Origin of the sequence: Streptomyces sp. NPDC101490 (assembly GCF_044767145.1) — a bacterium.
In the GTDB taxonomy this organism is placed as follows: Bacteria; Actinomycetota; Actinomycetes; order Streptomycetales; family Streptomycetaceae; genus Streptomyces.
Genome location: NZ_JBIWNI010000008.1, coordinates 24,980 through 50,282, shown reverse-complemented (window position 1 = coordinate 50,282; position 25,303 = coordinate 24,980). Strand labels below are relative to the sequence as shown.

Genomic DNA, 25,303 nt, shown 5'->3' with positions numbered 1-25,303 from the left:
CCGAAAGGCCCGCCTGCCGGGCGGCCCGCCCTCCGGTCAGACGGTGCTCCTTCCGCATCACGTTCTAGAACACCGACCAGTCCGAGGCCGACAGCTCGACGGGAGCGGTCGGCTCGGCCAGACGCACCTGCCAGTCGTCCTCCGGGGACCCGTACTCGTCACCGACGGTGTCCCTGAAGGCCCGTACGGCCTCCGCCTCGGCCCACGCCAGGGCGGCGGGTCCCGCTCCTTCCTCTCGCGTCCGGTGCAGATCGGCCAGGGCACGCGCCAGCACCGTGCGGGGATCCGTCCGCCCAGGATCCGCCCGCTCCAGTGTCTCCGCGAGCGCATGCAGCTCCGGCCCGTAGTGGTCGAGGTTCGCGTCCACGGCGCGCCGCATGTCGGCGTCCCGCAGCTCGGGCCGGACGTCACCCTGGAGCGTGACGTGGCGGCTCCCGGCATCACCCGCGAGCACCAGGGGAACCGTCCCGGGGTCCCCGCCCCGCACGGTGACCCGGTGCAGGGTGTGCTCCACACCGTCCAGAGTGAAGCGGACGGACGACTCCGGATCCACCTCCAGCCGCGTCCCGGCGGCGGGGAGCAGCCGGGTCCGCGCCGCCGCGACGGCGTCCGCCGTGGCGTAGAACTCCCGGGCCCCGCCCGGCTGGTCCGGCACCGCGAACCGGCGGTCGTCGGACAACTGGAGCGCGGGCTGTGCCTCGGCCGTCCCCACCGGCCGCACGGGCCGGTACGCGGGGAAGGAACCGGCGTCCTTCGGCGCGCCGGTGAGGGCGAGCGCGATCGGATCGGCGCCCTCCGCGAACAGCTCCACCCGCGCCTCCCCGGTCCGGCGGGCCCCCGGCGCCGTCCCCACCGTCTCGTACGCGGTGATCCGCAGGCCGGGGGCGGGCCCTCCGTCGCCGCCGAAGGACGTGACATCGTCCCCGCCCGCCTCGTTCCACAGGCCGCCGAGCATGTCGTCGTCCGTGTCCGTCGACTGCTCGCCGCCGTCTCCGTCCTCCTCCCCCCACAGGCCACCGAACACGTCGTCGTCCGCGTCCGTGCTCGTCGACGGTCCGCCGCCGTTCCCGGGCGGCGACGCCGGGGTCACCACCTGCGCGTTGGCCGTGTCGCCGAGCGACCGGGCCTGGGTGCGCATCCGTTCTCCGCCGATGCGCTCGAAGGAGGTCACGACGCTGTCGTGGTCCTTGAAGAGGGCCGCGAGGACGTCGTACTTCGCCTGGTAGTCCCGGTGATCGGTGAAGGCGAACCGCAGCGAGGGCCTGCCTCCCACGGAGGGAGTCGAGACCACCTCGGGGCCGGTGCCGTACGGGTTCCCCGATGCCGAGGCCCCCTCGTCGCCGACGGGGAGGAAGTACTGGTCGAACGTCTTCCTGCCGTTCTTCCTCTCGGGGGCGGAGCCGGGTACGACCCCGGACACGTTCGGGTCCTCCCCGCTCAGGATCGCCCGGCGCCTGCGCTCCGGGTCCCCGTAGTCGTGGTAGCTGCTGTGGACCGTGTAGGAGGAGAAGTCCGCCTGGTAGTACTGGTGGAACTCGTGGAACAGCCGCCGGATGCCGTCGGTGTCGGCGGTGTCCAGTACGGCCAGTGCGCGCGTGGTGCCGTCGGACGTCATCAGGCGCCTGCCCCGGAGGTCCAGGTACATCGAGACGACCCAGTGGAACGTCGCGTCGAGGTTCTTGGCCTTGTCGTCGGAGTGGCCGTCCCGGTAGTAGAACCCGAAGGGGTCGGAGTCGACCATCCGGACGGCCGCCGCGTACGCGCCCGCGTGCTCCTCGTTCCCGTCCACGTCGCCCCACAGGTACCGGTACCGGCTCATGACGTCGACGGCCCCGATGTGCTCGGACTCGTGATCGTGCTGCTCGGGCTTCTTCGCGACCTTCTTCTGTTCCGGCTCCTGGTCCTGCTCCTCGTCCGGATCCTTCTTGCCCCCGTACATCTCCTTCGAGTTCGCCTTCTCGATGTCGTGGAAGAGGATCGCCTTGACGATCGAGTCCACGAGCACCACGCGCCGGGGGTCGTCCCGGTCGGGGTGGGCGAGCTTGAGGTACTGGCCCAGGACCATCTGCGCGTGATGGAAGAAGGTGTACTTCTCGGTCGGTGCGCAGATCTCCGCGTACAGGTAGGAGAGTTCGGGGTAGTCCCGGATCAGGCGGTTCAGCAGCTGGTACGTCGGCTCGCCCGCCTTCCACATCCGGGTGAGGTCCTCGCCCACCTGGATCTGGAGCCGGACGTCCTCCTTGTGCCGCAGCCGCATCTCGTCGAAGTCGTGCGCCAGCGGCGCGTCGGTGAGGTTCCGGTCGGCCTTCACCTCCTTGTGCTGGAGCGCGAGCAGATAGCCGATCTCGGCGTGGGAGGCCCAGTTCAGGACGGTCTTCCGCATGAAGTCGTCGAGGTCCTCCTTGGCCTTCCGCTCGTCGGGGGGCATGTCGTCGGAGTCGGGCCGGTCGAGGAGGGCCTCAGCGGCGACCAGTCGGTTGACCGTTTCGGGCAGGACACGCTCGTGTTCCTTGAGGAACTTCTCAAGGTTCTTGAGACGGACCTGGTACGGCATCACGGCCGTGTCGTGGTCCAGGAGCAGGCTCGGCATCCGGTCGGCCCGCCGCTGGCGGGAGTGCTGCCACGTCGTGTGGTGCTGCCGCAGAGCGGTGGAGATCGACCGCAGCTTCTCGGGGCTGTTGACGTGCTTCCGGTTCTGGACCCACGGGTTGTACGAGGAGTTCAACGCCGGGTCCCCGACGCCGGGAATGCCCAGACGCCCGCGCAACTCGTCGACGTGGACCGCGTCGCCGTTCTTGCGGTACGTCGGCTCCGGAGACTCTGGGGACTGCGACGGGTCCGGGGACTCCGGACTGAGGTGGGACTCGTCCTCGTAGTACGTGACCAGGGAGCCGGGCACGATGCTCGCGCGCAGCAGCTCGAGGTGCTCGCCCCGGATGCCGAACTGGTTGCGTTCGCCGGGCTGGTCCGTGTTGACGGTCCGGTCCGACAGCGGCTCGGGTCCGGGGATCGGCGCGGGGGCGGAACCCTTCTCCTGGGCCTCCCACCTCCTCCGATAGGCGTCCTCCCCTTCGTTCATGTTCTCGGGGGAGACCAACGGGTCGACGGGATCGCGCAGTTTCCGGGGGTCGAGCGAGTCGCTGCCCCGGTAGGGGTCGCCGAGCGCGTGGGCGTCGCCCTCCGGCACGGAGGTCGTGGTGATCCGCTGGTAGACGCTCAGCGGAACCAGGTACGAGCGGATGAGCGGTCTGTGCTGTTCGGGCACGTCCTTCTCCGCCTTGTACTTCATGGACCAGGCGATGGCCCGCGCGGGGGTGCCGATGCCCGTCCACATCGTGCCCTCCATGGTCGGACCGGTGGCCAGGAGGACCTTGCCGGTGACCGGGTCCTGCTGGATGTCCTTGAACTGGTCCGACGAGACCGTCCCCGCGGCCCGGTCGATCCTCAGGTCCGTCTGGTTGGTGACCACCGTGTAGAAGCGGACGTGCGGCCCCTCCCGCGTCATCTCCACCTCCACCTCTCCTCGGTGGATGTAGAGCGGCCTGCGGAACTTGTAGTGGCCCGTGTTCTGGACCGCCTGCTCACCCTCGCCCTGCTTGTCGCCCGCCTCCTCGCTCTCGTCCTTCCTGCCCTTGCCCTTGTTCTTCGCAGGGGAGTTGTCCTTCTCTCCCTTGTCGTGGGTCAGCGTGGAGTCGAAGGGACGGTTGGGCCCCGGGTAGCTGACGTCGGGGATGCCGATGACCGGCTCCCGAGGCCTCTCGTGCGGCCCCTGCGTGTCGTGGGGGCCCACCTCGCGCAGGGACACCAGGTAGCGGCCGGAGTCCATCCGGTCGAACGAGACCACGCGGACCTGCGTGCCGAGCGGGAAGCTCACCAGGTTCTCGTGCAGCGGCCGCTGGGTGCCCGTGTCGTGCTCCGGAGACTCCACGCGGAAGACCAGGTTGTGGTCCTCCGGCATGTCCGGTGTGTCCTTCCGGTAGATCCGCGAACCGGTCAGATCGTCGAGGGACAGCGGAGCGCGGTAGGTGTTCCCGGGGTCCGCCAGGCGCCGGAACAGGTCCACCACGGCGGAGTGCGTGCGCAGGGACCGTATGACGGGCTGCGCGTCGGGCGTGCCGGGGTTCTGGATCGACGAGGAGACCGTGGCCCGGCGGCGCAGGTCCGACTTGTGCGTGTCGTGCGCCGTGTCCAGTCCCGAGGTGTCACGGCCGCGTGAGACGGGGGTGAACAGCGCCATGGCGTTCGCGTCCGGCAGCCCCAGGCCGAACGCCAGCTTCCTGATCTCGGTCGCCAGCGCGCCCGACACGGCCAGGGCACGCTCCTCCCCGACCGCCTTCGCGGCTCCGGGCAGCAGGTTGTTGCCGCCCGCGCTGACATGGATCCGCAGCTCGCCCAGCGAAGGGTCGTCGGCACGACGTGCCAGTTCGGGGAAGAGCTCCATCGCGAGGTCCTGGAGCGCCCTTCGGCCCTCCTCGGTGAGGGTCTTCTCCCCCTTGCGGAACTCGACGGTCCGTTGCGCGGGGACCGTCAGACCGTCCACCGTCATGCTGATCGAGGCCGCTTCGTCACCGCTGTCCTCGTCGCCGAACCGGACCGCGTCCTCGTACGCGGGGTCGTCGCCGCGCGTGGTCCGCACGGCGTCGGCGGGCGCCCCGTCGTCCCCGACGGGGACGCTCTCGGCGGTGTGGTCGGGCGCCCCGGTGTCGCTGTAGCGGTGCCAGTCGGCGCCGTCGCCGAAGACGGTGACCTTTCCGTCGGCGGTCACACCCACCCGTCGGGCCGTGAACAGCCCGTCGCCCCCGGGCACGTGCCAGACGGGGGCGTCGGCGGCGAGCGCGGTGAGGGGACCCGTGTCCGTGCCGGTCTCGGCACGGTGCTTCCACAGGCCGCTCATGACGGTCCTGACGGTGTTCTCGTGGAGCGGGGTGGCCAGGTCGCAGCCGGTGAAGCGGATCTCGGTGATCCCGGTGAGCCTGCCCTGGTCATGGGCGTCGGTGAGGGCCTTGAGGAGGACGCTGGGGTCGTGCGGGGTGTCCGGGTCGGTGTGCGTGCCGACGACGAAGACGCCGGGGCTCGGCGGCAGGGAACCGAGCACCCTGGACTGGGCCGCGCTCATGGGGCCGACGGCGATGCCGGTGGGGGTCTGCCGCACCGGGTGGAGCCGGGTGAAGTCGCCGATGGCCGCCTCCAGCTTCCGTACCAGCGAAGGGGCGTCGTTCGGCCAGAAGTCCGGGGAACCGACGTCCGTACCCCACAGCGCGGGCGGATAGCCCTGGTCCACCAGGAGCCGCTGGGCCACCACCCCGAGGGCGGCGGAGACGTCCGCGCCCTCCGCCGGAAGGTTCCCGCCCTCCCGGAGCTTCAGGAGCAGACCGGCCAGGGCTGTCAGGCGGGTGCCGTCACCCGGGTCACCGGCCAGGGCGGTGTAGTAGGCGTCGAAGGAGGAGTTCAGGTTCTGCCGCAGGGGGTCGGGCTCCGGGATGTCCGGGTCCATGCCGTACCAGCGCTCCATGATGGAGTCGAGTTCGTCCCACACGCCCCTCTGCGGTTCGCCGGGTGCGTCGTCCGGCCGGGTGGCGCGCTCGTGCAGGTCCAGGAAGGAGTCGGCGTCGAACCGCCGCCAGTCGCGGCTGGTGTGCGAGCCGTCGCCGAGCGCCTCCCGCAGCAGCCCGGCCGTACGGAGGGTCAGACCGGGTGTCCCGTCCAGGAGCGCCTTCAGCTCGGGGTCGGGGAGGGCACGGAGGTTGCGCCGGTCCGATGACAGGGAGGAAAGGGCGTGGGGTGTCCGCTCGTCCGCTTCGAGCCCCAGGGCGACCTCGTCGGGGAATCTGCCGCCGGGCATGGCCTGCCGCAGCGCGTCCTCGGTCAGCGGTGCGAGCGAGCGGAACCTGCCCCAGTCGTCGGTGTACGACAGGACGTCGGCGTACGGCGGAGTGCCTGCGGACTGCGGCTGCCTGGCGGCCAGCACGTTCTGTTCGAACGCCTCGGACGCCGTCATGACCTCGTGGAAGGTGTGGTGGCCGATCGGGAGCATGTCCGCCATCAGCGCGAGCCGCACCAGCTGGTAGTCGACGGGGACCTTCCACTTCTGGGCCATGGCGTGGACGACCGTCAGCGCGAAGTACGTCGTGTTGGACGTGCCCGCGCTCATCAGACCACCGGTCGCCTCGGCCGTCACCTGACTCTTGGTGCGCAGCGCGATCTGCCGGTGCCGTTCGCCCGGCTCCCACGTCAGCCGTCCGTCCTCCAAGGCGTGTGCCCGCTCGCGCGCACTGAGCGGCGGAACGGCGTCCTCGGGACGCAGCTCGGTGCGCCTGTGGCGTTCCGCCGCGCGCACCAGCGCCTCCAGGCCGGGGTTGGCCGCCTCGTCCTTCCGCAACCGTTCCTGTTCCCGCCTGATGTCCCGGACGACGTCGGTGTCCTGCTGGATCCGCTGGTCCTCGGGCGTGCCCTGTGCGCTCCGCTCGCGCGTGAGGATCTCCGGTTCGGGCTTCTTCAGCCCCAGCCGCTTCATGAGGGGACCGTGGACTCCGCTGACGAGCAGGTGCATCTGCTCGCGGATGTTCCCGTCGTTGACGACCGCCTTCAGTGTCGTGAGGTCGTTGCCGACGGATCCGCTGCCGGAGTTCCTCTTGGAGCCGAGCTCAAGCCGTTCGACGTCCGACAGGTTGTCCCAGGCGGCCTTCACGAGTGCCCGTACTTGGTTCTGGACGTCTGCTCGTTGGGTGAGGTGTTCGCCGAGGGCCCGTTCGGCGTCGCGTGATGCCTCCGCGTAGGCCACGCGGACGGCGGTCCGGACGGTGGTGTGGTGCTCGTCGTGGTCGGGGTTGACGTGGAGGGCCTGTCCGACGCGGCTGAGTACGGCGAGCGGGAGGGGCTGTTCCGAACTGCCCGGGGGCCGTAGTCCCTGTTCCAGGGCTTGGATGGAGTTGATCGCATCGGCCGGTCCGGTGAGCGTCGCCGTTGCCATCCGGTCCTTGCCGACCAGGATGCGTCCGTCACCGGTGTCGGTGCCGTGCCCGGCGGGGACCCGTACGGCCAGCCAGTGTCCGGTGTCGGACGGAAGGTCCTTGGTGAGAGTGGTGTACGGCCGGTCGTCCGTGCGAAGGAGCCGGTCCGCCCGGCCCACCAGCCCGACCGGGGACTCCGGGAGCACCAGATAAGCCGTGCTCTCCTCCTTCGTACGGGTACCGAGGGCGTTCAGCTCCTCCCGCCAGTCCCTCGGCTCGGGAGCACCGTCCCCGGCGGGCGCGGCCCCGTCCTGGTGCGCGGGGGCGCCCGGGGCGGCCGACGCGTCGGGGGTGTCGCCACCGGCCGTCGGATCGCCCGACGACGTGACGTCGGGTGTGCTGACGTCAGCGGGGGCGGAGGTGAGCGGGCGGGACCAGGAGGGGTGGGCGTTCATGATGCTGTCGGCGACGGAGGTCGCGAAGTTCAGGACGCGGGTGTTCCGCATCCGGGGCATCTTGGGCGTCTGCCAGGCGGCCTTGGCGTGGAGCTTGTCGGGCAGGGGCACGGGTGTGATGCCGAGGTCCAGGAGCATCCGGGGGACCAGGAACCGGGAGTGGGCGGTGAGCGCGTTCTCCGGTGACCCCGGGACGCCGGCGGTCGCGTGCAGCGACAGGACGGCCTCGGCGACGGCCTTCAGCTGATCGACACGGGTAGTGGCCTTCTCCAGGCTCGCCCTGTACGTGTTGAGGACCTGGTCGAGGGTGTCCCGCACCTCCTTGCCGGGCTCGTCGGGCGGGCCGCCCTCGACCCGGGTGCGCAGGGCGAGGTACGTCGTGGCGTCCAGGGTGTGCCAGGAACTCTCCGGGCGGTGCGCGCCGTCCAGCAGCTCCCGGAGCAGAGTCTTTTGGCCGCCGTCCGGGTCCTGGAGCAGCTCCGACAGGGACTGGTCGGACACCGGCGTCGCCACCGGAGCGACGGAGATCTCCCCGGTGAGGGAGGCGCTTCCGCCCTCTGTGGCGTCGGCGATGCCGAGGGTCAGCTCGGCCGCGAGGAATCCGGGCTCGTTCTTCGTCCAGAACGTGGTGGTGCGGGCGGCGTCGGGCAGTCGGGCGGGGGGGAAGCCCTGGTCCTGGAGCAGGCGTTGCAGCAGGATCTGGGCGTCTGGTGTCAGCGGCCCGTCGTCGGCGTCGGCGTGGAGGTCCCGTACCAGGCTCACGACGGCTTCCAGGCGGGTGGCGGCGTCGTCGGCGGGGTCGGGCGAGTAGGACGAGAAGGCTTCCTCGACGGTGTCGGCCGAGGGGCCGTCGGTCTCCACCCCGAGCTTCTTCCGCAGTTCCCCGTATGTCGTCGCGTCCATGGTGTGCCAGGGGTCGCCGGGGGAGCGCCGGGTCGCCGTCACCTCTGTGAGCAGTTCCCCCGTTGTCGCGGGGTCGGACAGCAGGGCCGCCCATCGCTCGCGCGGTACGTGCCGGGTCAGTGGTTCCGGGAGGCCGTTGTCGGGGCCGAACTTGACCGCGTCGGGGTGTTCCGCGTCGATCGCGGGTGTACGGAAGAGGAAGCGGACCGCGTCGTCGGGAAGGGCGTCGGCGTCGGGGGTCGTACGGACGGGTGTGTGGTCGGAGCCGCCGGTGTCTCCGTAGACGTGCCAGGTGCCTTGGCCGACGACGGCGATCTTGCCGTCGGGGGTGAGTCCGATGTGCTGGGCGGTGAGGAGGTGGCCGTCCGCAGGGTTGCCACTGGTGGTGGGTATGTACCAGACGGGGGCGTCGGCGGCGCGGGCGGTGAGCGGGTCGGGGGTGGTCGAGATGCCCGAATCCGAGCGGTGTTTCCACAGGCCGCTCATGACGGTCTTGACGGTGTTCTCGTGGACGGGTGAGGCGAGGCCGCAGGCGGTGAACTGTATCTCGGTGATGCCGTCGAGTCGGCCGTCGTCGTGGGCTTCGGTGAGGGCCTTGAGGACGGCGTCCGGGTCGTGCGGAGTGTTCGGGTCGGTGTGCATACCGACGACGAACACACCCGGGCTCGGCGGGAACGCCCGGAGCGCGGAGGTCTGCGCGGGGGAGAGGACGCCGACGGCGATCCCGGCCGGGATGTCCCGTACGGGAACGGACTCCGGTGCGCTCCACGTACCGGGACCGAGGTTGTCGTGGAGGACGGGGCCGGACTCCGTGACGTCTTCGACGGCCTCCAGATAGCGCCGGGGCAGGGTGCCGTCGGGCAGCGTGGCCGTCGCCATGACCCCGGACGCGTCGGCCCGGTCGGGAGTGTGCCGGAACAGTGTCTCGGCGTCGTGGTAGCGGTCGGGAAGGCCCGCGTAGTGCAGCACCTCGTGCAGCAGCATGGCGTCGTCGCGGCCCCTGACGCCCGGATCCGTGTCGTCGGAGTGCAGCCGGAAGTGCAGTTGGTCGGACCTGTTCCCGGGGCCGGCGTCCCGGCTCACGGTGATCCAGTCCTCGCCCGGGGTGCCGTCCAGGGGCACGGGCCGGGGATCGAGCACCACCTCCATATGGAGCTGGTCACCGCCACGGGGCAGCCGGAAGCCCAGGTTCACACGGCTGTCGAGGAGCCCCTGGAGTCGTTCTCCCAGCGCGGTGACGTCGGCCGCCGACCAGGAACCGTCGACCGCCACCGGAAGGGTGACGCGCACCAGACGCACGGTGCCGCCCGGTGCGCCGTCCCCGCCCGGAGGCACGACGAAACGCTGGACGTCCGCGCTGATGCGGGTGCGGTGGCCCGCGAGCGTCCCGTCCTCGTTCCGCCGGTCCGCCGTGCCCGGGAACGGGCCCGTGACGTCCGGGTCGGCCGCCGGGTCGAAGCGTTCGGTACGGATCCGGGCGGGCGGCGGCACGTCCTGGCGGCCCGGCGTCCACTGCCACGCCGACCACCGGTCCGCCGTGACCGGCAGGTCCGCCGGGGAGACCTCCTCGGGCCGCAACTGTCCCGGCAAGGAGTGGGGGGAGTCCTCGGGGACGTGGGGAGAGCTGTCGTCGCGCCGGGACGTGCCCTTCCCGAGGACGTCACCGCCGTGGGAGGTTCCTTCGTCGTCGCTGTCGTCGCTGTCGTCCTCCGTGCCGTCGCTGTCCGTTTCGTAACTCTCGTCGCTGGCGGTGTCCGTCTCGTAGCTCACGTCGCTGCCGCTGTCGCTGTCCGTGTCCTCGGTGGCCTGCGGGTCCGGCCCGCGCCGTTCCTCCAGTTCCCGCCGGAGGTTCTCGGCGTGCTCGTGGGGGAAGAGGCCGTCGCGCGCAACCTCTCTGCGCAGATGGTCCGGGGACAGCGGCGGAAGGACGCTGTAGCGGTCCCACGCAGGAGTGGGATCACCGACCGGCTGGAGGAGGGCCTGGACGTCCGGCCGTGGGGGCTGGCCCTCCTGCCGGGGAACGGCCGCCAGGTACTCCTCGGCGAACAGGGAGGAAGCCGCCAGCACCTCGGGCAGGGTGTGGTGCCCCTCGCTGACGAAGGCGGCGATGACCGCGAGCCGTAGATCCCTGTGGTCGATCCGGATGTTCAGCCGTCCCGCCAGCATCTCGGCGTAACGGTGGAAATAGAAGCCCGAGCCCGAGGTGCCCGACCTGACCAGTCGGCCCGCCTGTTCGGCGGCCTGCTGGTACATCTGATCCATCCGGATCCGCAGGCTGGCTCCGCCGGGGTTCCAGATCATCCGGCCCCGGCTGTTCACGGCCCTGCGCTCCTCGGTCGCGCTCAGGGGCGGGTGGACCTCGACGGCCCGGAAGGGCCGCAGGACGGAGTCCAGGGCGCGCCACCTCTCGTTGGCCCGCGCGTGTTCGGGGGAGTTCCACCGGGTGGGACCCAGCTGCTGGCGGAACGCGTCCAGGGTTTTGTACTCCTCGGAGTCGGGGTTGTTCTCCCGTTGCAGACGCTCTTGGTGCAGGGAGCGCGGGTAGTCGGCGGGGAATCCGACGAGGGTGGGGAGGGCCGTGGACGCGATGGCCTGGAAGAACAGCGTCATGCGCTCCCGCGCGTTGCCGGACGCCGCGACCCGCTCCCACTCGCTGGACCTGGTTCCCACGGCGCCGGGTACGGATCTGCTGGGCTGGCTCAGATGCTCGTAGAACGGTGTGCCGCGGAAGGTGCCCACGACCGCACGGGCCAGGAAGGCCGCCATCTCCTGGACCGGCGCCAGGTCGAACAGGTGGTCGGCGAGACGCCTTTCGAACGCCTCCGACTCCTGCATGTACCGGATCCGGACCAGGTCCTCGATGCGGGCGTCCCGGGCCGTGGCGAGCGGACTGTCGCCGGGAGCGGTCTGGACCGGAGTCTGCTCCGGCGTCTGGTGCGGGTGGGGGACCGCGCCGGTGTTGGATCCCTCGGCGTTGTCGGGCGGCGACTGCTCCGGCGCCTGGTGGGGCTGGGAACGCGCACTGCTGCTGGACCCCTCGCCGTTGTCGGGCGGTGATTGTCCGAACCGGCCGAACTTGACGGCGTCGGGGTGTTCCGCGTCGTTCTCGGGCGTGCGGGAGGGGAAGCGGACCGTGTTCTCGGGGAGGGTGTCGGCGTCGGGGGTGGTGCGGACGGGGGTGTGGTCGGGGTTGCCGCTGTCTCCGTAGACGTGCCAGGTGCCTTGGCCGACGACGGCGATCTTTCCGTCGGGGGTGAGTCCGATGTGCTGGGCGGTGAGCAGGCGGCCGTCCGCCGGGTTGCCACTGGTGGTGGGTACGTACCAGACGGGGGCGTCGGCGGCGCGGGCGGTGAGCGGGTCGGGAGTGGTGGTGCCCGTCGTGGCGCGGTGCTTCCACAGCCCGCTCATGACGGTCTTCACCGTCGCGTCGTGGAGGGGTGTGGCGAGGTCGCAGCCGGTGAAGCGGATCTCGGTGATCCCGGTGAGCCTGCCCTGGTCGTGGGCGTCGGTGAGGGCCTTGAGGAGGACGTCCGGGTCGTGCGGGGCGCCCGGGTCGGTGTGCGTGCCCACGGTGAAGACGCCGGGGCTCGGCGGCAGGGAGTTGAGCGCCCTGGACTGGGCGGGGTTCATGGGACCGACGGCGATGCCCGAAGGGGTCTGCCGCACCCGCTGGGCGCGGGTGAAGTCGCCGATGGCCGTCTCCAGCTTCTGTACCAGCCCGGGCGTGTCGCCCGGCCAGAAGTCCGGGGAACCGATGTCCGTACCCCACAGCGCGGGCGGATAGCCCTGGTCCACGAGGAGCCGCTGGGTCACCACCCCGAGGGCGGCGGAGACATCGGGGTCCGACGCCTGGAGGCTCTCGGTCTTCCGGATATCCACGAGGAGGTCGGCCAGGGCCGTCAGACGGCTCCGGTCACCCGGGTCACCTGCCAGGGCGGTGTAGTAGGCGTCGAAGGCGGAGTCGAGGGGGTCGGGTTCCGGGGCGACCGGGACATCTGGGGGCTGCGAGGGGTCCGCGTACCAGCGTTCCATGAGGGAGTCGAGCTCGTCCCACACGCCCGTCTGCGGGTCCTGGACGGCGTCGTCCGGCCGGGTGAACCGTTGACGCAGGTCCAGGAAGGAGTCCGCGTCGAACCGCCGCCAGTCGCGGCTGGTGTTCGAGCCGTCGCCGAGCGCCTCCCGCAGCAGTCCGGCCGTACGGTCGGTGAGACCGGGCGTCCTGTCCAGGAGCGCCTTCAGGTCGTCGCCGGGCAGCGCGCGGAGAGTGCGCCGCATCCGCGAGGGAGAGCCGGTCGCGTCCGGTGAGGGAGGGGAAGGCGTGTTCGTGGTCCGTTCGTGGGCTTCGAGTCCGAGGGCGGTCTCGTCGGGGAACCGGCCGCCGGGCATGGCTTCGCGCAGGGTGTTCTCGGTGAGCGGTGCGAGGGAGCGGAAGCGTCCCCAGTCGTCGGTGTACGACAGGACGTCGGTGTACGGCGGGGCACCGGCGGGCTGTTTCTGCCTGGCCAGTACGTCCTTCTCGAACGCCTCGGAGGCCGTCATGACCTCGTGGAAGGTGTGGTGCCCGATCGGGAGCATGTCCGCCATGAGGGCGAGCCGTACGAGCTGGAAGTCGACGGGGATCTTCCACTTCTGGGCCATGGCGTGGACGACGGTGAGGGTGAAGTACGTCGTGTTGGAGGTGCCCGCGCTCATCAGACCGCCGGTCGCCTCGGCCGTCACCTGGCTCTCGGTGCGCAGCGCGATCTGCCGGTGCCGCTCGCCCGGCTCCCACGTCAGGCGTCCGTCCTCCAGGACGTGTGCCCGCTCGCGCTCACTGAGCGGCGGAACGGTGTCCTCGGGACGCAGCTCGGTGCGCCTGTGGCGTTCCGCCGCGCGCACCAGCGCCTCCAGGTCGGGGTTGGCCGCCTCGTCCTTCCGCAACCGTTCCTGTTCCCGCCTGATGTCCCGGACGACGTCGGTTGCCTGCTGGATCGTCTGGTGCTCCGGTGTGCCCTGTGCGCTCCGCTCACGCGTGAGGATCCGAGGCTCGGGCTTTCTCGGCATCAACTGCTTCCCGAGCGGACCGTGGACCCCGGTCACGAGCAGGTGCATCTGCTCGCGGATGTTCCCGTTCTCGACCACGTCCCGCAGTGTTCCGAGGTCGTTGCCGACGGACCCGCTGCCACCGTTCTCCGCGCTGCCGAGCTTGCGGCGTTCTTCGTCCGACAGCCTGTCCCAGGCTGCCGTGACCAGCGCCTGGACCTGCTTCTGGACATCCTCCCGGCGGGTGAGGTACTCGCCGAGGGCCCGCTCGGCGTCGCGTGACGCCTCCGCGTACGCCGTACGGACGGCGGTCCGTACAGCGGTGTGGTGCTCGTCGTCGCCGGGGTTGACGTGCAGCGCCTGCCCGACACGGCTCAGTACGGAGAGCGGAAGGGCGTCTTCGGGACTGTTCGGCGGTCGTAGCCCCTTTTCGAGAGCCCGGACGGAGCCGATCGCCTCGTCCGGGCCGGTGAGCGTCACGGTCGCCGTCCGGTCCTTGCCGACCAGGATGCGTCCGTCTCCGGTGTCGATGCCGTGCCCGGCGGGGACCCGTACGGTCAGCCAGTGTTCCGCACCGGTGGGGAGGTCCTTGGTGAGGGTGGTGTACGGACGGTCGTCGGTGCGCAGGAGCCGGTCCGCCCGGCCCACCAGCCCGAGCGGCGGCTCCGGGAGCACCAGATACGCGGCGGTCTCCTCCTTCGTACGGGTGCCGAGGGCGTCCAGCTCCTCCCGCCAGTCCTTCGGCTCGGGAGCCTCGTTCCCGTCGGGAGCGGAGCCGTCCTGTGGAGTGGGGGCGGCGGGCGCGTCGGAGGCAGAGGGGAGGCCGGTGTCGGTCGTCCGGCCGTCCGACGGTGGGATGCCGGGTGTGGTGCCGACCTCAGGGGTCGAGGTGAGGGGGCGGGACCAGGAGGGGTGGGCGTCCATGACGGAGCCGGCGACCGAGGTCGCGAAGGTCATGATCCGAGCGGCCCTCATCGGAGGCCTCTTGGGTGGCTGCCACGAGGTCTCGGCGTGGAGCTTGTCCGGCAGAGGGGCGGGTGTGATGCCGAGGTCCAGGAGCATCCGGGGTACCAGGAACCGGGAGTGGGCGGTCAGCGCGGCCTCCGGCGTCCCGGCGAGGCCGGCGGTCGCGTGCAGCTTCAGGACCGTGTCGGCCACGGCCCTCAGCTGATCCACGCGGGTGGTGGCCGCGCGCACGGCCTCCCCGTACTCGCGCAGGACGCGGTCGAGGCTCTGCCGCACCTCCGGGCTGGGATCCTCGGGTGAGCCTCCCTCGACCCGGGACCGCAGGGCGAGGTACGTTCCGGCGTCCAGGGTGTGCCAGGGACTCTCTGGGTGGTGTGCGCCGTCCAGCAGCTCCCGGAGCAGGGCCTTCTGGTTCCCGTCCGGGTCCTGGAGCAGTCCTGACAGGGCGTCGTCGGACGGCGTCGGCGCCGGGGAGACCGTCAGTTCGCCGGTGAGCAGGGTGTTCCCGGTGTTCGTGGCGTCGGCCATGCCGAGGGTCAGCTCGGCCGTCAGGAAGCCCGGCTTGTTCTTCGTCCAGAACGTGGTGGTGCGGGCGGCGTCGGGCAGTCGGGCAGGGGGGAAGCCCTGGTCCTGGAGCAGGCGTTGCAGCAGGATCTGGACGTCCGGTGTCAGCGGCCCCTCGTCGGCGTCGGCGTGGAGGTCCCGTACCAGGGTCACGACGGCTTCCAGGCGGGTGGCGGCGTCGTCGGCGGGGTCGGGCGAGTAGGACGAGAAGGCTTCCTCGACGGCGTCGGCCGAGGGGCCGTCCCCCTCCTTCACACCGAGCCGCTTTCGCAGCTCCTGGTACGCCTCCGCGTCCATCGTGTGCCAGGGGCCGTCCGGGGAGCGTGGGGTGTCCGTCACCTCGGCGAGCAGATCCGCCGTCGTCGTGGGATCGGACAGCAGGGCCGCCCATCGCTCGCGTGGCAGGTGCCGGGTCAGTGGGTCCGGGAGGCCGTTGTCGGGGCCGAACTTGACCGCGTCGGGGTGTTCCGCGTCGATCGCGGGCGTACGGAAGAGGAAGCGGACCGCGTCGTCGGGAAGGGCGTCGGCTTCGGGGGTGGTGCGGACGGGTGTGTGGTCCGGGCCGCCGCTGTCGCCGTAGACGTGCCAGGTGCCTTCGTCGACGACGGCGATCTTGCCGTCGGGGGTGAGTCCGATGTGCTGGGCGGTGAGGAGGTGGCCGCCGGTCGTGTCGCCGCCGGTGGTGGGCACGTACCAGACGGGGGCGTCGGCGGCGCGGGCGGTGAGCGGGTCGGGGGTGGTGGGGCCCGTCGTGGCGCGGTGCTTCCACAGGCCGCTCATGACGGTCTTGACGGTGTTCTCGTGGACGGGTGAGGCGAGGCCGCAGGCGGTGAACTGGATCTCGGTGATGCCGTCGAGTCGGCCGTCGTCGTGGGCTTCGGTGAGGGCCTTGAGGACGGCGTCCGGGTCGTGCGGGGTGTTCGGGTCGGTGTGCATACCGACGACGAAGACGCCGGGGCGCTGGGGGATCGACTGGAGGGCGGTGGTCTGGGCGGGGGAGAGGACGCCTACGGCGATCCCGGCCGGGATGTCCCGGACCGGTGCGTCGGGCGGCGGAGTGGTGCCGTCGTCGCCCCCCTGATCACCGTCGGTGTGGTGGCTGCCGCCGTCGTCACCGACCGTGGTCGTGGAGTCGGTGGACATGGTGGAGTCGGTGGTGTGGACGGGCGCTGTGGTGTTGTCGGGGACCGCGGTGTCGTCGTCGGCGCCGTCGTAGGGGATGAGGTAGTCGAGCCCCTCGGCGGCGGCCCTGTCCATCTCGGCCTGAAGCGGGTGGGGCCTGGGGACCGTCGTCGCCTCGGCCTGCGCCTCCGTACGCGCCGGGGAACCGTTCTCCTGCTGTACGGGCGTGGTGAACCGGTCGCCGTCGCTCTGGGTCACGGGGCGGGCCGTGGCCCGGTCCTGGTCCGTCAGGTTCGGGGCCGGGCCGTCCGTGTCGCTGCCCAGCAGGGAGGGCAGGTCCGACGAGACGGTGGCCTGCGAGGGCGCGCCGGGGGTGTCCGAACCCTCCTCGCTCTCCTTCCTTCCGCCGTCGTCCGTGGAGGTGTCACCGTCCGACTCGGTCCGGAACAGCGGGTCCTTGGCGATCTCGTCGCCGAACGAGGGGCCCAGATCCAGGTCGAGCGGAGCGAAGGCGCCGTCACCGTCGCTCTCGACCGTGACGTCCGGCCGCTGGGGCAGGTCGGCGAAGAAGGGCGTGCCGGTGATGGGGTTGGAGAAGACCCACTTCACCATGTCCTTCATGTCACGGGTGAAGCTCGGGTCCTGTTGCGCCTCGGACGTGGGGCGGGGGACCGGCCAGGGTGCCGGGTTGCCCGTCATGTTCGCCACGAACGAGGCGATGTTGATGGGGTGCAGCAGCCCGAAGTACTTGCTGTCGTGCGGGTTCTCGGCGTGCTGGTGGCTGAGGACCCAGTTCTGGTACCTGACCATGATCGGCTCGAACGCCCGGTGCAGGCCGTGGCTCAGCGCGCCCATGGCCACGCCCGCCGCGAACGGGCCGCCGCTGACCGTGAACGTGCCGTCCCCGAAGATCAGGTTGTAGAAGCCCTCGCTCAGCATTTCGTTCGTGCCCTCGTTGAGGAGGGACGCGACGGCGCCGCCGAGCTGGTACATCGGGCTGCCCTGGAGCGGGTTCTCCTGCTTGAAGACACGGGCCAGCGCGTTGCTGTGCTCGGAGCGGTTGAACAGGTTCGGCATCGAGTCGGCGAGGTTCTTGAGCGGCGCGAGCTGGCCGAAGTCCCCCATCGCCTTGGTGAGGAGTTCGGGCAGCTCGGTGTGGTCCGCGCCGAGACGGACCCACTTGCGGGTCAGCATCTCGCCGAACGCCTCGCCCGCCTCCCTGGCGCCCTCCTTCCCGAGGTGCTCGGAGAAGACGTCGCCCATCTTCTTGGAGAACGACTCCGCGATGGTGCCCTCGCCGAGCCGCATGAACCCGGTCTCCAGGTTGCGGCTGACACCACCGAGGAGTTCGCCGACGTCCTTGGCGAAGGCCGATCGCGCCTCCTTGGTGGCGAGGAGGTCGTCCAGTGGTGTCCCGGCGTCGCCCGCCGCCCGGCCGGCCGTCGAGGCGTCAGGGGTCTTGCCGGACGTCCCCGCCGTCGGCGCGTCCCCGGCGGCGGCCTTGCCCGCGCCGGGTGCCTCGTTGCCGCCGACGGTCTCCGTCTTGTTCGCGGCCGGAACATCGGGCTTGTCGGTGGAGGGCGTGTCCGTCTTTCCGGTGGCGGGGACATCGCCCTTGCCGGTGGTGGGTACGTCACCCTTGCCCGTGGCCGGAACGTCGGGCTTGCCGGTGGCGGGGACATCCCCCTTCCCTGTGGTGGGTACGTCGCCCTTGCCCGTAGCCGGAACGTCGCCCTTGCCCGTGGTGGGTACGTCGCCCTTCCCCTTGGTGGGGATGTCTCCCTTGCCCGTGGCGGGAGCCCCCGGCGTTCCCGTGGCGGGCGTGTTCGGCTTGTCCTTGGCCGGGGCGCCGCCCGGAGTCTCCGCCTTCGGCTTGCCGGTGGCGGGCGGGGGCACGATGCCGTCGCCGACGGTCTTCGGCGGGACCGGGGGAGGCGTCACGTCGGGCGCCTTGTTGGGCGGGATCGGCGGCAGGTCCTTGTCCGTCTTGGACGCGAGGTCGTCCAGCTTCGACTTCGCGCCCGCGCCGCCCGCCGCCCCCGTCGGGACGTCGGGCTTCGGGTTCGGCGTGATGTCGTCCAGCTTGTCGTCGATCTTGTTCAGTACGTCGTCGACCCGCTTGCTGATGATCGAGCCGGGGGTCTTGCCGCCGAGGAGCCGGCCGAGCAGGTTGCCGCCGTAGTGCGAGAGGATCTCCAGCGGACCGGCGACCAGACCGCTCAGCGCGCCCTGCTTGATGGAGTCGATCAGCGACTCCGTGTTCCAGGTCGTGATGTGGCCCGCGTTGAGCTGGTAGAGCTGGATCACCGTGTCCTGGAAGATGCCGCCCATGATGCCGATGAAGGTCTGGCTGAGGATCGTCTGGAGCAGCCAGCGGAAGAGCTGATGGAGGCCCTCGCGGGTCGCCGCGAACAGCGCCGACACGGGCCCCCAGACCGCGCCGAAGGTGAAGGCGGAGAAGAGGGTGGCGAACAGGATCTCGGCCAGCAGCTGTACGAGCTGGAGGATCGCCATGATCTTCGAGTACTCGACCTGGTTGGCGACCTTCAGCGCCACCTCGGACAACTGGCGGGACAGCTCCGCCGTCTGCTCCAGCTGGTTCGCGCCCGCCGTCTGGCCCGTCAGGTCCCTCATCGCGACCAGGAACGAGTCGGCGGCCTCGCCGTCGAAGTCGTTCTTGACGATCGGGATGAGCTCGATCACGTACCCGGACAGCGTCTCCAGGTCCCGCGCGATGGAGCCGTAGTGCTCCGACACCCGCCGCATGAGGTCCTCGTCGGCCTCGGGCCACTCCATGCCCGACACGAAGGCGAGGAAGTCGGCGATCCCTTCAGGCGGGTTGATGGCCATGACGTGGAGGTCCTCTGATCGGCGGACGGCTGTGCCCGGAAGAACGGGGACAGCCGTCCGCACGGTTCAGCGGAAGGCCCACCCGCCGTCCCCCGCCCCGACCGGCCCAAGGAGCCGCCCCCCTGGGGCCCGTCTGACCATTCCCGCCTGCCTCACGACGCCATGCACGCACTCTCGCCGCACCGGCCCCAGACCCACGTACGGTCCCGTACGAGGGCCAGGGGTCGGCACGCCGAGAGCACGCACCTGACGCCGCGCGGCCGCCCTGCGGGCGACGACGGGAAGGGTCGGACAGGCCCTGGGGCCCGTCCCGCCTCGGGCGCGGCCCCCGGCGGGCCGACCGGCCTCAGAAGCCGTCCGCCTGGGAGCCGGCCTCCTCGTCCGACTTCGCCATCGTGTCGGACGTCTCCTTCCCGGCGTCCGTCACCGCGCCCAGCCGTTTGCTGATGTACGCGAGCGTCTCCGTCAGGTTCTCGGTGGGCTTGTCGACCTGCTGGTGGTACGTCGTGCCGATCTCGTCCTGGCCCGCGGACTCCTTGTTGATCCGGTTGATCTCCACGATCGCCCGGCTGAGATCCGTGAGACAGCGCTGGTAGTCCTCGTAGTGGGCGAACTTGCTCTTGAGGTCGCTCAGGACCTTCAGGTCGTCAGCCACTGAACTCCTCCTGCTTCCCGGTGGGGATACGGCTCTCGGACTCGGTGGCGAAGTCGTCCTGCTTCGACTGCTGTTCGGAGGGGCGGCGAGACGCCGGTTCCTCGGCCGCGAACTCCTCCTGCCGGGCCGCCTTCGCCTCCTCCAGGGACTCCTCCAGACCGAAGGACGGGGCCATCGACCGCAGCGGCTTGAGCAGTTCGTCCATCTCGACGGGCGTGCCGACGAGCCCGGTCACACTGCGCAGGTGTCCGCTGAAGTCCTCGAAGCCCTTGATGCGTTCGATGACCTGGCTGCCCATCCTGGCCCGTGCCTCGTTGAGGACGGTGACGAGGACGGCGGCCAGCTCGGCCGGTGCCATCGACTGGTACGCCTTGGTGTGGAAGGTCATCGAGATCACCTGGCCCTGGGGGCCGACCGTCACCGACACCATGTGGTTCTTGGAGGTGGCGGACGCGGTCGCCGCGTCCAGTTCGCTCTTGGCCGCGAGCATCTTGTCCCGCTGGTCGTGCAGGGCCGACATCGCGTCCTTGAGGATGCTCTCGAAGTCGATGGCCATGGGGCCGCCTTTCGTGAAGGGGAGTGGGAGGGGCGTCGTGGGCGGTGTCAGCGGCCGATGACCCCGCTGACGGATCCGGTGTCGGTGCCCCAGGTGTCCTCGTCCTCGGTGAGCCACGTGGTGCGCTGCCGGTCCTGGCCCTGATTGGGCTGACCGCCGCCCGCAGCGCCGGGGCTCATCGGCGGCATCATCGGGGGCTGTGAGGTCCCCGGGCCGCCACCCGTGCCCGTACCGCCTCCCGTACCGCCTCCTGCGCCGCCTCCCGCACCGGTGCCGGTGCCCCCGCCCGTACCGCCGCCCGACTGCCGGCCGTCGGAGGACACGGACGCGGTGGCCGGTGGGCCGTCCCCGCCGCCGAGCATCCGGGCGACCCGCTCGCCGATCCCGCCCGTGCCGCCGACCACCGAGGTCACGCTCTTCGGCCCGCCGCCGCCACCGTGACCGGCACCGTTCGAACCGAGGTTGTTCAGATCGAACTTGCGGCCGCCGCCGCTGCCGCCGGAACCGGCCCCGAGCCCGTCCCCGCCCTTCCCGCCGCCGATGGTGGGGTTCTTCTGCTCGGGACGGGTGGAGAGGGCGTGCTCGGCGTTGGTGAGCAGCTGGTGGCTGCGGCTGATCGGGTTGCCGCTCGCGTCGACGACGACGCCGTCCTTGAGGACGGCCCCCTTGGGCAGCACATAGGGGTTGCCGTTGGAGTCGAGCAGCGGCTTGCCCTTGGCGTCGACGATGCTGCCGTCGGCGAGGATCTTCGCCCCCTCGGGCAGCCGGATCCGGTCGTATCCGGCGCCCGGCGTTCCACCGGTCTGGGTGTCGTCGCGGCCCGGCTGCTGGGGCGTCCCCACCTTTCCGCCGGGCGGGGCGACGATCTGCTTGCCGCCCGTGCCCAGGACCGGATTGCCCTTGGAGTCGTAGACCTTGCCGTCCTTGCCGATGCGGGAACCCGGCGGCACCATGACCGGCCTGCCGTCCGCGCCGATGACGGGCTTGCCGTTCTTGTCGAGCAGCGGGACGTTGCCGCCGCCCGTGCCCGTGCCCGGTCCCTTCCCCTCCGAGCCGGTCGAGCTGCCGGGGAACGTGATCGGGGGATTGGGGCCGCCCGGGAGACCGCCGGGACCCTTGCCGCCCGTGCCGCCCTCCTTGCCGCCGGTCACGTCCGGGACCTTGATCCCGCCTCCGGGACCGCCCCCCGCGCTGCCCCCGGGACCGCCCTCGCCGCTCCCGCCGATGCCGTCCGGAGGGCCGTCGATGCCGGGACCGCCCCCGGGGCCGCCGCCGCCGGGACCGCCGGTCCCGGGCCCCCCGGGGCCGCCGCCCGCACCGGTCGGCAGGGTGAAGTTCGGCTGGTAGACGCCCTCCTCAAGGGCGGACGCGAGGGGGAGGTAGGCGTTGTCCAGAGCGCTGAGGTGGGTCGTCGCGACGGTGTCGAGACTGTCGAGCGACTTCAGCCAGTTGTCCTTCGCCGTCCGCTCGACCGCCCGGACCCACTCCGGGGGACTGACGTCCTTCCCGGTGTTGTCGGTGATGTGCTTGAAGGCCGCGCTGTAACTGGTCGTGTAGCCGTTCGCGTACGAGGCCGTGATCGACGTCCACTCGACCTCCAGCTGCGAGCCCCGCATCAGGGCGTTGAACGCCTCGCGCAGCAGCAGCACCCCGTTGACGGTCGTCGTGGTCTCCGGCCCGCCGCCCTTTCCCTGCCGCCAGGCCTCGAACCCCCTGTACATCCCCCAGGAGGAGGCGTCGAGCGTGGTCTTGGCCGTGTCCAGCAGGGTGACGATGTTGTTCGGTGTGGTGATGTCCAGCCTGACCTTGTTCATCTCCATGTGGATGACGTCGACGAACTTCTTGAACGAGCCCGCGGCGCTGCCCCGCCACTCGCTCCCCTCGGAGTCCAGGTCGTCGCCCCAGTCCTTGATGAGCGGGATCCACTCCTCCAGCCACTTGACGACACCGTCCAGCTGGGTCTTCGCGTTCTCGAACGTGAAGTAGTTGACGATGTCCGTCTTCGCGGTCGAGTTCCCCCGCACCAAGGGCCCCAGCCCCTTGTACGGCTCGTTGAGGAAGAGGTTGTACGGAGACTTGGGCTCGTCGAAGTAGCCCTTCCAGTTGGCGCTGAACCCCACCACGAACCGGGAGCTGCTGGTGCCGTAGGTGGTGGTGAAGTCCCAGTAGAAGTCGAAGATCGTGTCGTAGTTCTTGGACAGGGGGACGTTCTTCTCGATGCGGAAGGTACCGAAGTCGGACCAGTCCTGAGAGCCCCCTCCGGCCACCGCCTCCCGGGTCGTCAGGGCCCCGGTGGTGTCCATGAAGACCTTGAGGCCGTTCTCCCAGGTCCACTTCTTGTCCGCCATGGTCGCGCCGAACTCCTCTGTCAGATGATGGACGGAACTACTTCGCGGGCGCGGAACCGGCGCCGCTGGACTGCTGGCCGTCGCGCTGGATCATGCCGAGGATCTCCCACATCTCGGTCACGTCGACGGAGTCCCCGGCGGCGTCGCCGAGGATCTCCTTCACGCTCCGCAGATTGAGGCTGCCGCTCTTGGCGATGGCCTGGAGCTTGTCGAGCGAGCCCTCCAGCTGCGCGCTCAGCGCGGCGAACCCGGCCTGGACGCGGGCGGCGCTGTTCAGCTCCTTCGTGTTGCCCGGCAGGATCAGGCCGTAGTCGCCGTTGGACTGCTTCGCCGTCCAGTCGGGCAGCGACAGCAGGACCGTGTCGGTGGTCAGCTCCGTCAGCAGTGCTTCGAACTGCTTCGCCTTGGCGAGCAGGACGTCCTCCGTGACCGTGGTGGAACTGCCGTCGTCCTCTGTGTCGTCGGAGTTCGAGTTGTTGGGCGCCATGGGGCCTCTCCTGTCCTGAGCCGTGCCGAACGCGGTCCGGCACGGAGAACGGAAGCCCCGCGCCCCGGGGTTCAGACCGGCCCGGGAACGCCGGAACCCGGCACACCGAGCGGGGCGGCGGGCCGGGTTCCGGGGCGGACGGTCAGCGCTGGAACAGGTAGGCGCTCTTGCGGTCGCCGTTGCGGATGATGCCGTGGGCGTCCGACAGCAGGTCCGCGCCCTTGTTGAACTGCTGCGACAGGCTGGAGTCGAGGCTGTTCACGGCCTGCTTGAACTCCGCGAACTCCTTGGCCGCCTCACCGGTGAACTCCGACCGGATGGCGTCGAGGCGCTGCACGATGGTCTCCAGGGCCGAGTTCATCGTGGCGGCGACCTGCTTCATCTGGGCGTTGGCGTCCTCGAGCGCGCCGTGCTTGATGTCCATGTCCATTTCGCTCATGCGCGTTCCTTAGGGAGGAGAGGAAGAAGAGGAAGGAGGGGGAGGAGGGGAGGCGTCACTTGCTGAGGATGTCGTAGACGTCGCCGCTCCACAGGTCCATGTTGGCCTCCGCCTCACCTGCGGTGTCCGCCATGACCTTGCTCGTGGTGCCGACCGCGTCCAGCAGGTCCTTGTACTCGGCCATCACCGAGCGGTAGCCCCGCTGCCAGTTCTCGATCTTCGCGATGAACTTGGTTCCGGCGGTGGACCTCATGCTCTGCGCGACCTGCTGCGCGATGTCCTCGGACTGGGTGTAGGCCCGCTCCATCGTCTGGAGGTGCCCCTCCAGCTCGTTGAGGGTCTGGGTGAGTACCTCGGACGACACCTTGAGGTTGTCGTTGGGAATGTCGGTCACCTGATCTCCTTCGATCGTACGGTCGGTGGGGTCCCCGGCAGGGGGAACGGGCCGTTCACGGCGCGGGGTTCACCGGCTTCGCGGCCTCGGCGGCCACACCCTTCACCTGCTCCGAGGCGCGCCGTTCCACCCCGGGACAGACTGGCGCGGGCACGCCCGCACTCGCGTCGACCACCCCCGCCGCCGCCAGCGCCGACGGATCCAGGGCCGGTCCCGTCGGCAGCATGGTCAGCAGGATCGCGGGCACCCCCACCGCCGCCGAGCCCGCGTAGCCGAGGGTCTTCGCCGACTCCGCCGTCGGCAGGGGGTACTTCACACCGTTGTCCGCGACCAGATACGTCGTCCCGGCCGCTCCCGCCCCCGACAGGGCCCGCACCAGCGCGCCGCCCCCCGGCCGTACGGAGACCAGATCCGCCGCGCCGCACGCCGCCGTCACACCCGGCTGGGGCGTCACCGGCCTTCCCGCGACCGCCATCGCGTCGGCCACCGTCACCAGAGTGGCAGGCCCGCCCGACGCCGAAGGCCGCACCGCCGTGCACACCCCCTGCCCGACACCCGGCTCCACCAGCTCCGGCGGCGCCGCCGGAAGGCCCGCGTCCGGCAGGGTCCCGGGCGGCGCCGGGTGGGCGGCCAGATCGGCGGCGCCCACCGCCACGGCGACCGCCGGGGCCCCCGCGTACGCCTCCCGCTGCGTACGGGGATCGCCGCGCAGCAGCTCGAACCGGGTGCGGTCGAGCGCCGCGAGACCCTTCCGGGTCAGCACGTACGGATCACCGGCCGGGTCCGTGAAAAGCTGGCCGATCCGGGTCTCCCGCCCGGCCAGCGCGGGACCGGGCGTGCCCCGCCCCGCGATCTCCGGCAGGGCCAGATCAGGCCCGGCGGGAAGGGAGTTGAGATAGGACGACGCCACCGGGAACGGGGTCGCCGTGCCGTAGCCGAGCGCCGTCCCCGCACCCGCGCCGAGCCGCAGCCGCCTCCCCTGCCACAGCACGTGCCCGGTGCCGTCCGAGTCCGTCACCAGGATCCCCTGCCCGGGACCCAGCGCCCGGCCCGCGTCCGCCGAACCGACCGCCACCGAGACCACCGGGCCGGGCCTCCCGGTCGCCGTGGCCTCCGTCAGACCGCACACCAGCCAGTCGCCCCGGGCCAGCGCGGACGCGGCCGGGAGCCCGTCCGGCGCGCCCACGATCCCCAGCGGTCCGCCGCGCGGCACCGCCCCCAGCGAGTTCAGACCGACCTGCGAGACGGTCATCTTCGGCCCGGCCACCAGCCGGGCACTGGCCTGGTTGAGCACCGGCCGCAGCTCCCCGCCGACGAACAGGTACCGGGCGCCCGTCTCCTTGACCACCACCAGGGTCCCCGGCTTGGCCCAGCCCTTCGCACCGCCCGGCTTGATCGCCCCGTACAGGCCCATCACCAGCGCGATGATCACGGCGATGAACAGTCCGGTACGCACCCCACGGGTGGTCCGCCGGGTCGGGAGGTCCAGCGAGTCGGGCTCGCCCCGCAGCATCCCGGCCCCGAGTCTGCTCATCACGAACAGGTGGGCCTGCACCTGGTCGCGTCTGGACTGCATGTGAACTCCTGGAGGG

Annotated in this window: 8 protein-coding genes; all 8 read right to left on the bottom strand. The window is 71.0% G+C overall.

The window, feature by feature from the left end:
* Positions 1 to 64: 64 nt before the first annotated feature.
* Positions 65 to 18,832, bottom strand: coding sequence for a hypothetical protein (locus ACIRQY_RS17850; RefSeq protein ID WP_403926562.1), 18,768 nt, complete (start codon positions 18,830 to 18,832; stop codon positions 65 to 67).
* A 346-nt stretch (positions 18,833 to 19,178) separates the two neighbouring features.
* On the bottom strand, positions 19,179 to 19,487 hold the full coding sequence (locus ACIRQY_RS17845) for a hypothetical protein (protein ID WP_351793521.1): 309 nt from the start codon (positions 19,485 to 19,487) through the stop codon (positions 19,179 to 19,181).
* A complete protein-coding gene (locus ACIRQY_RS17840) occupies positions 19,480 to 20,043 on the bottom strand; it encodes a YbaB/EbfC family nucleoid-associated protein (protein WP_351793518.1) in 564 nt (187 codons plus the stop codon). Before ACIRQY_RS17840 ends, ACIRQY_RS17845 begins: the two co-directional genes overlap by 8 nt.
* 47 nt (positions 20,044 to 20,090) lie before the next feature.
* Entirely contained in the window at positions 20,091 to 22,391 is a 2,301-nt protein-coding gene (locus ACIRQY_RS17835; protein ID WP_403926558.1) for a hypothetical protein, read from the bottom strand.
* A 37-nt stretch (positions 22,392 to 22,428) separates the two neighbouring features.
* A complete protein-coding gene (locus ACIRQY_RS17830) occupies positions 22,429 to 22,878 on the bottom strand; it encodes a hypothetical protein (RefSeq protein ID WP_403926555.1) in 450 nt (149 codons plus the stop codon).
* A gap of 142 nt (positions 22,879 to 23,020) precedes the next feature.
* Entirely contained in the window at positions 23,021 to 23,317 is a 297-nt protein-coding gene (locus ACIRQY_RS17825) for a WXG100 family type VII secretion target (protein WP_403926553.1), read from the bottom strand.
* A gap of 55 nt (positions 23,318 to 23,372) precedes the next feature.
* Entirely contained in the window at positions 23,373 to 23,711 is a 339-nt protein-coding gene (locus ACIRQY_RS17820) for a hypothetical protein (RefSeq protein WP_384864145.1), read from the bottom strand.
* Between the two features lie 55 nt (positions 23,712 to 23,766).
* Positions 23,767 to 25,287, bottom strand: coding sequence for a type VII secretion protein EccB (gene eccB / locus ACIRQY_RS17815; RefSeq protein WP_403926550.1), 1,521 nt, complete (start codon positions 25,285 to 25,287; stop codon positions 23,767 to 23,769).
* Positions 25,288 to 25,303: the final 16 nt, after the last annotated feature.

Coding starts and splice junctions, on each gene's coding strand:
- ACIRQY_RS17850 (WP_403926562.1), bottom strand. CDS start 18,832: ATGGCCATCAACCCGCCTGAAGGGATCGCCGACTTCCTCGCCTTCGTG.
- ACIRQY_RS17840 (WP_351793518.1), bottom strand. CDS start 20,043: ATGGCCATCGACTTCGAGAGCATCCTCAAGGACGCGATGTCGGCCCTG.
- ACIRQY_RS17835 (WP_403926558.1), bottom strand. CDS start 22,391: ATGGCGGACAAGAAGTGGACCTGGGAGAACGGCCTCAAGGTCTTCATG.
- ACIRQY_RS17830 (WP_403926555.1), bottom strand. CDS start 22,878: ATGGCGCCCAACAACTCGAACTCCGACGACACAGAGGACGACGGCAGT.
- ACIRQY_RS17825 (WP_403926553.1), bottom strand. CDS start 23,317: ATGAGCGAAATGGACATGGACATCAAGCACGGCGCGCTCGAGGACGCC.
- eccB (WP_403926550.1), bottom strand. CDS start 25,287: ATGCAGTCCAGACGCGACCAGGTGCAGGCCCACCTGTTCGTGATGAGC.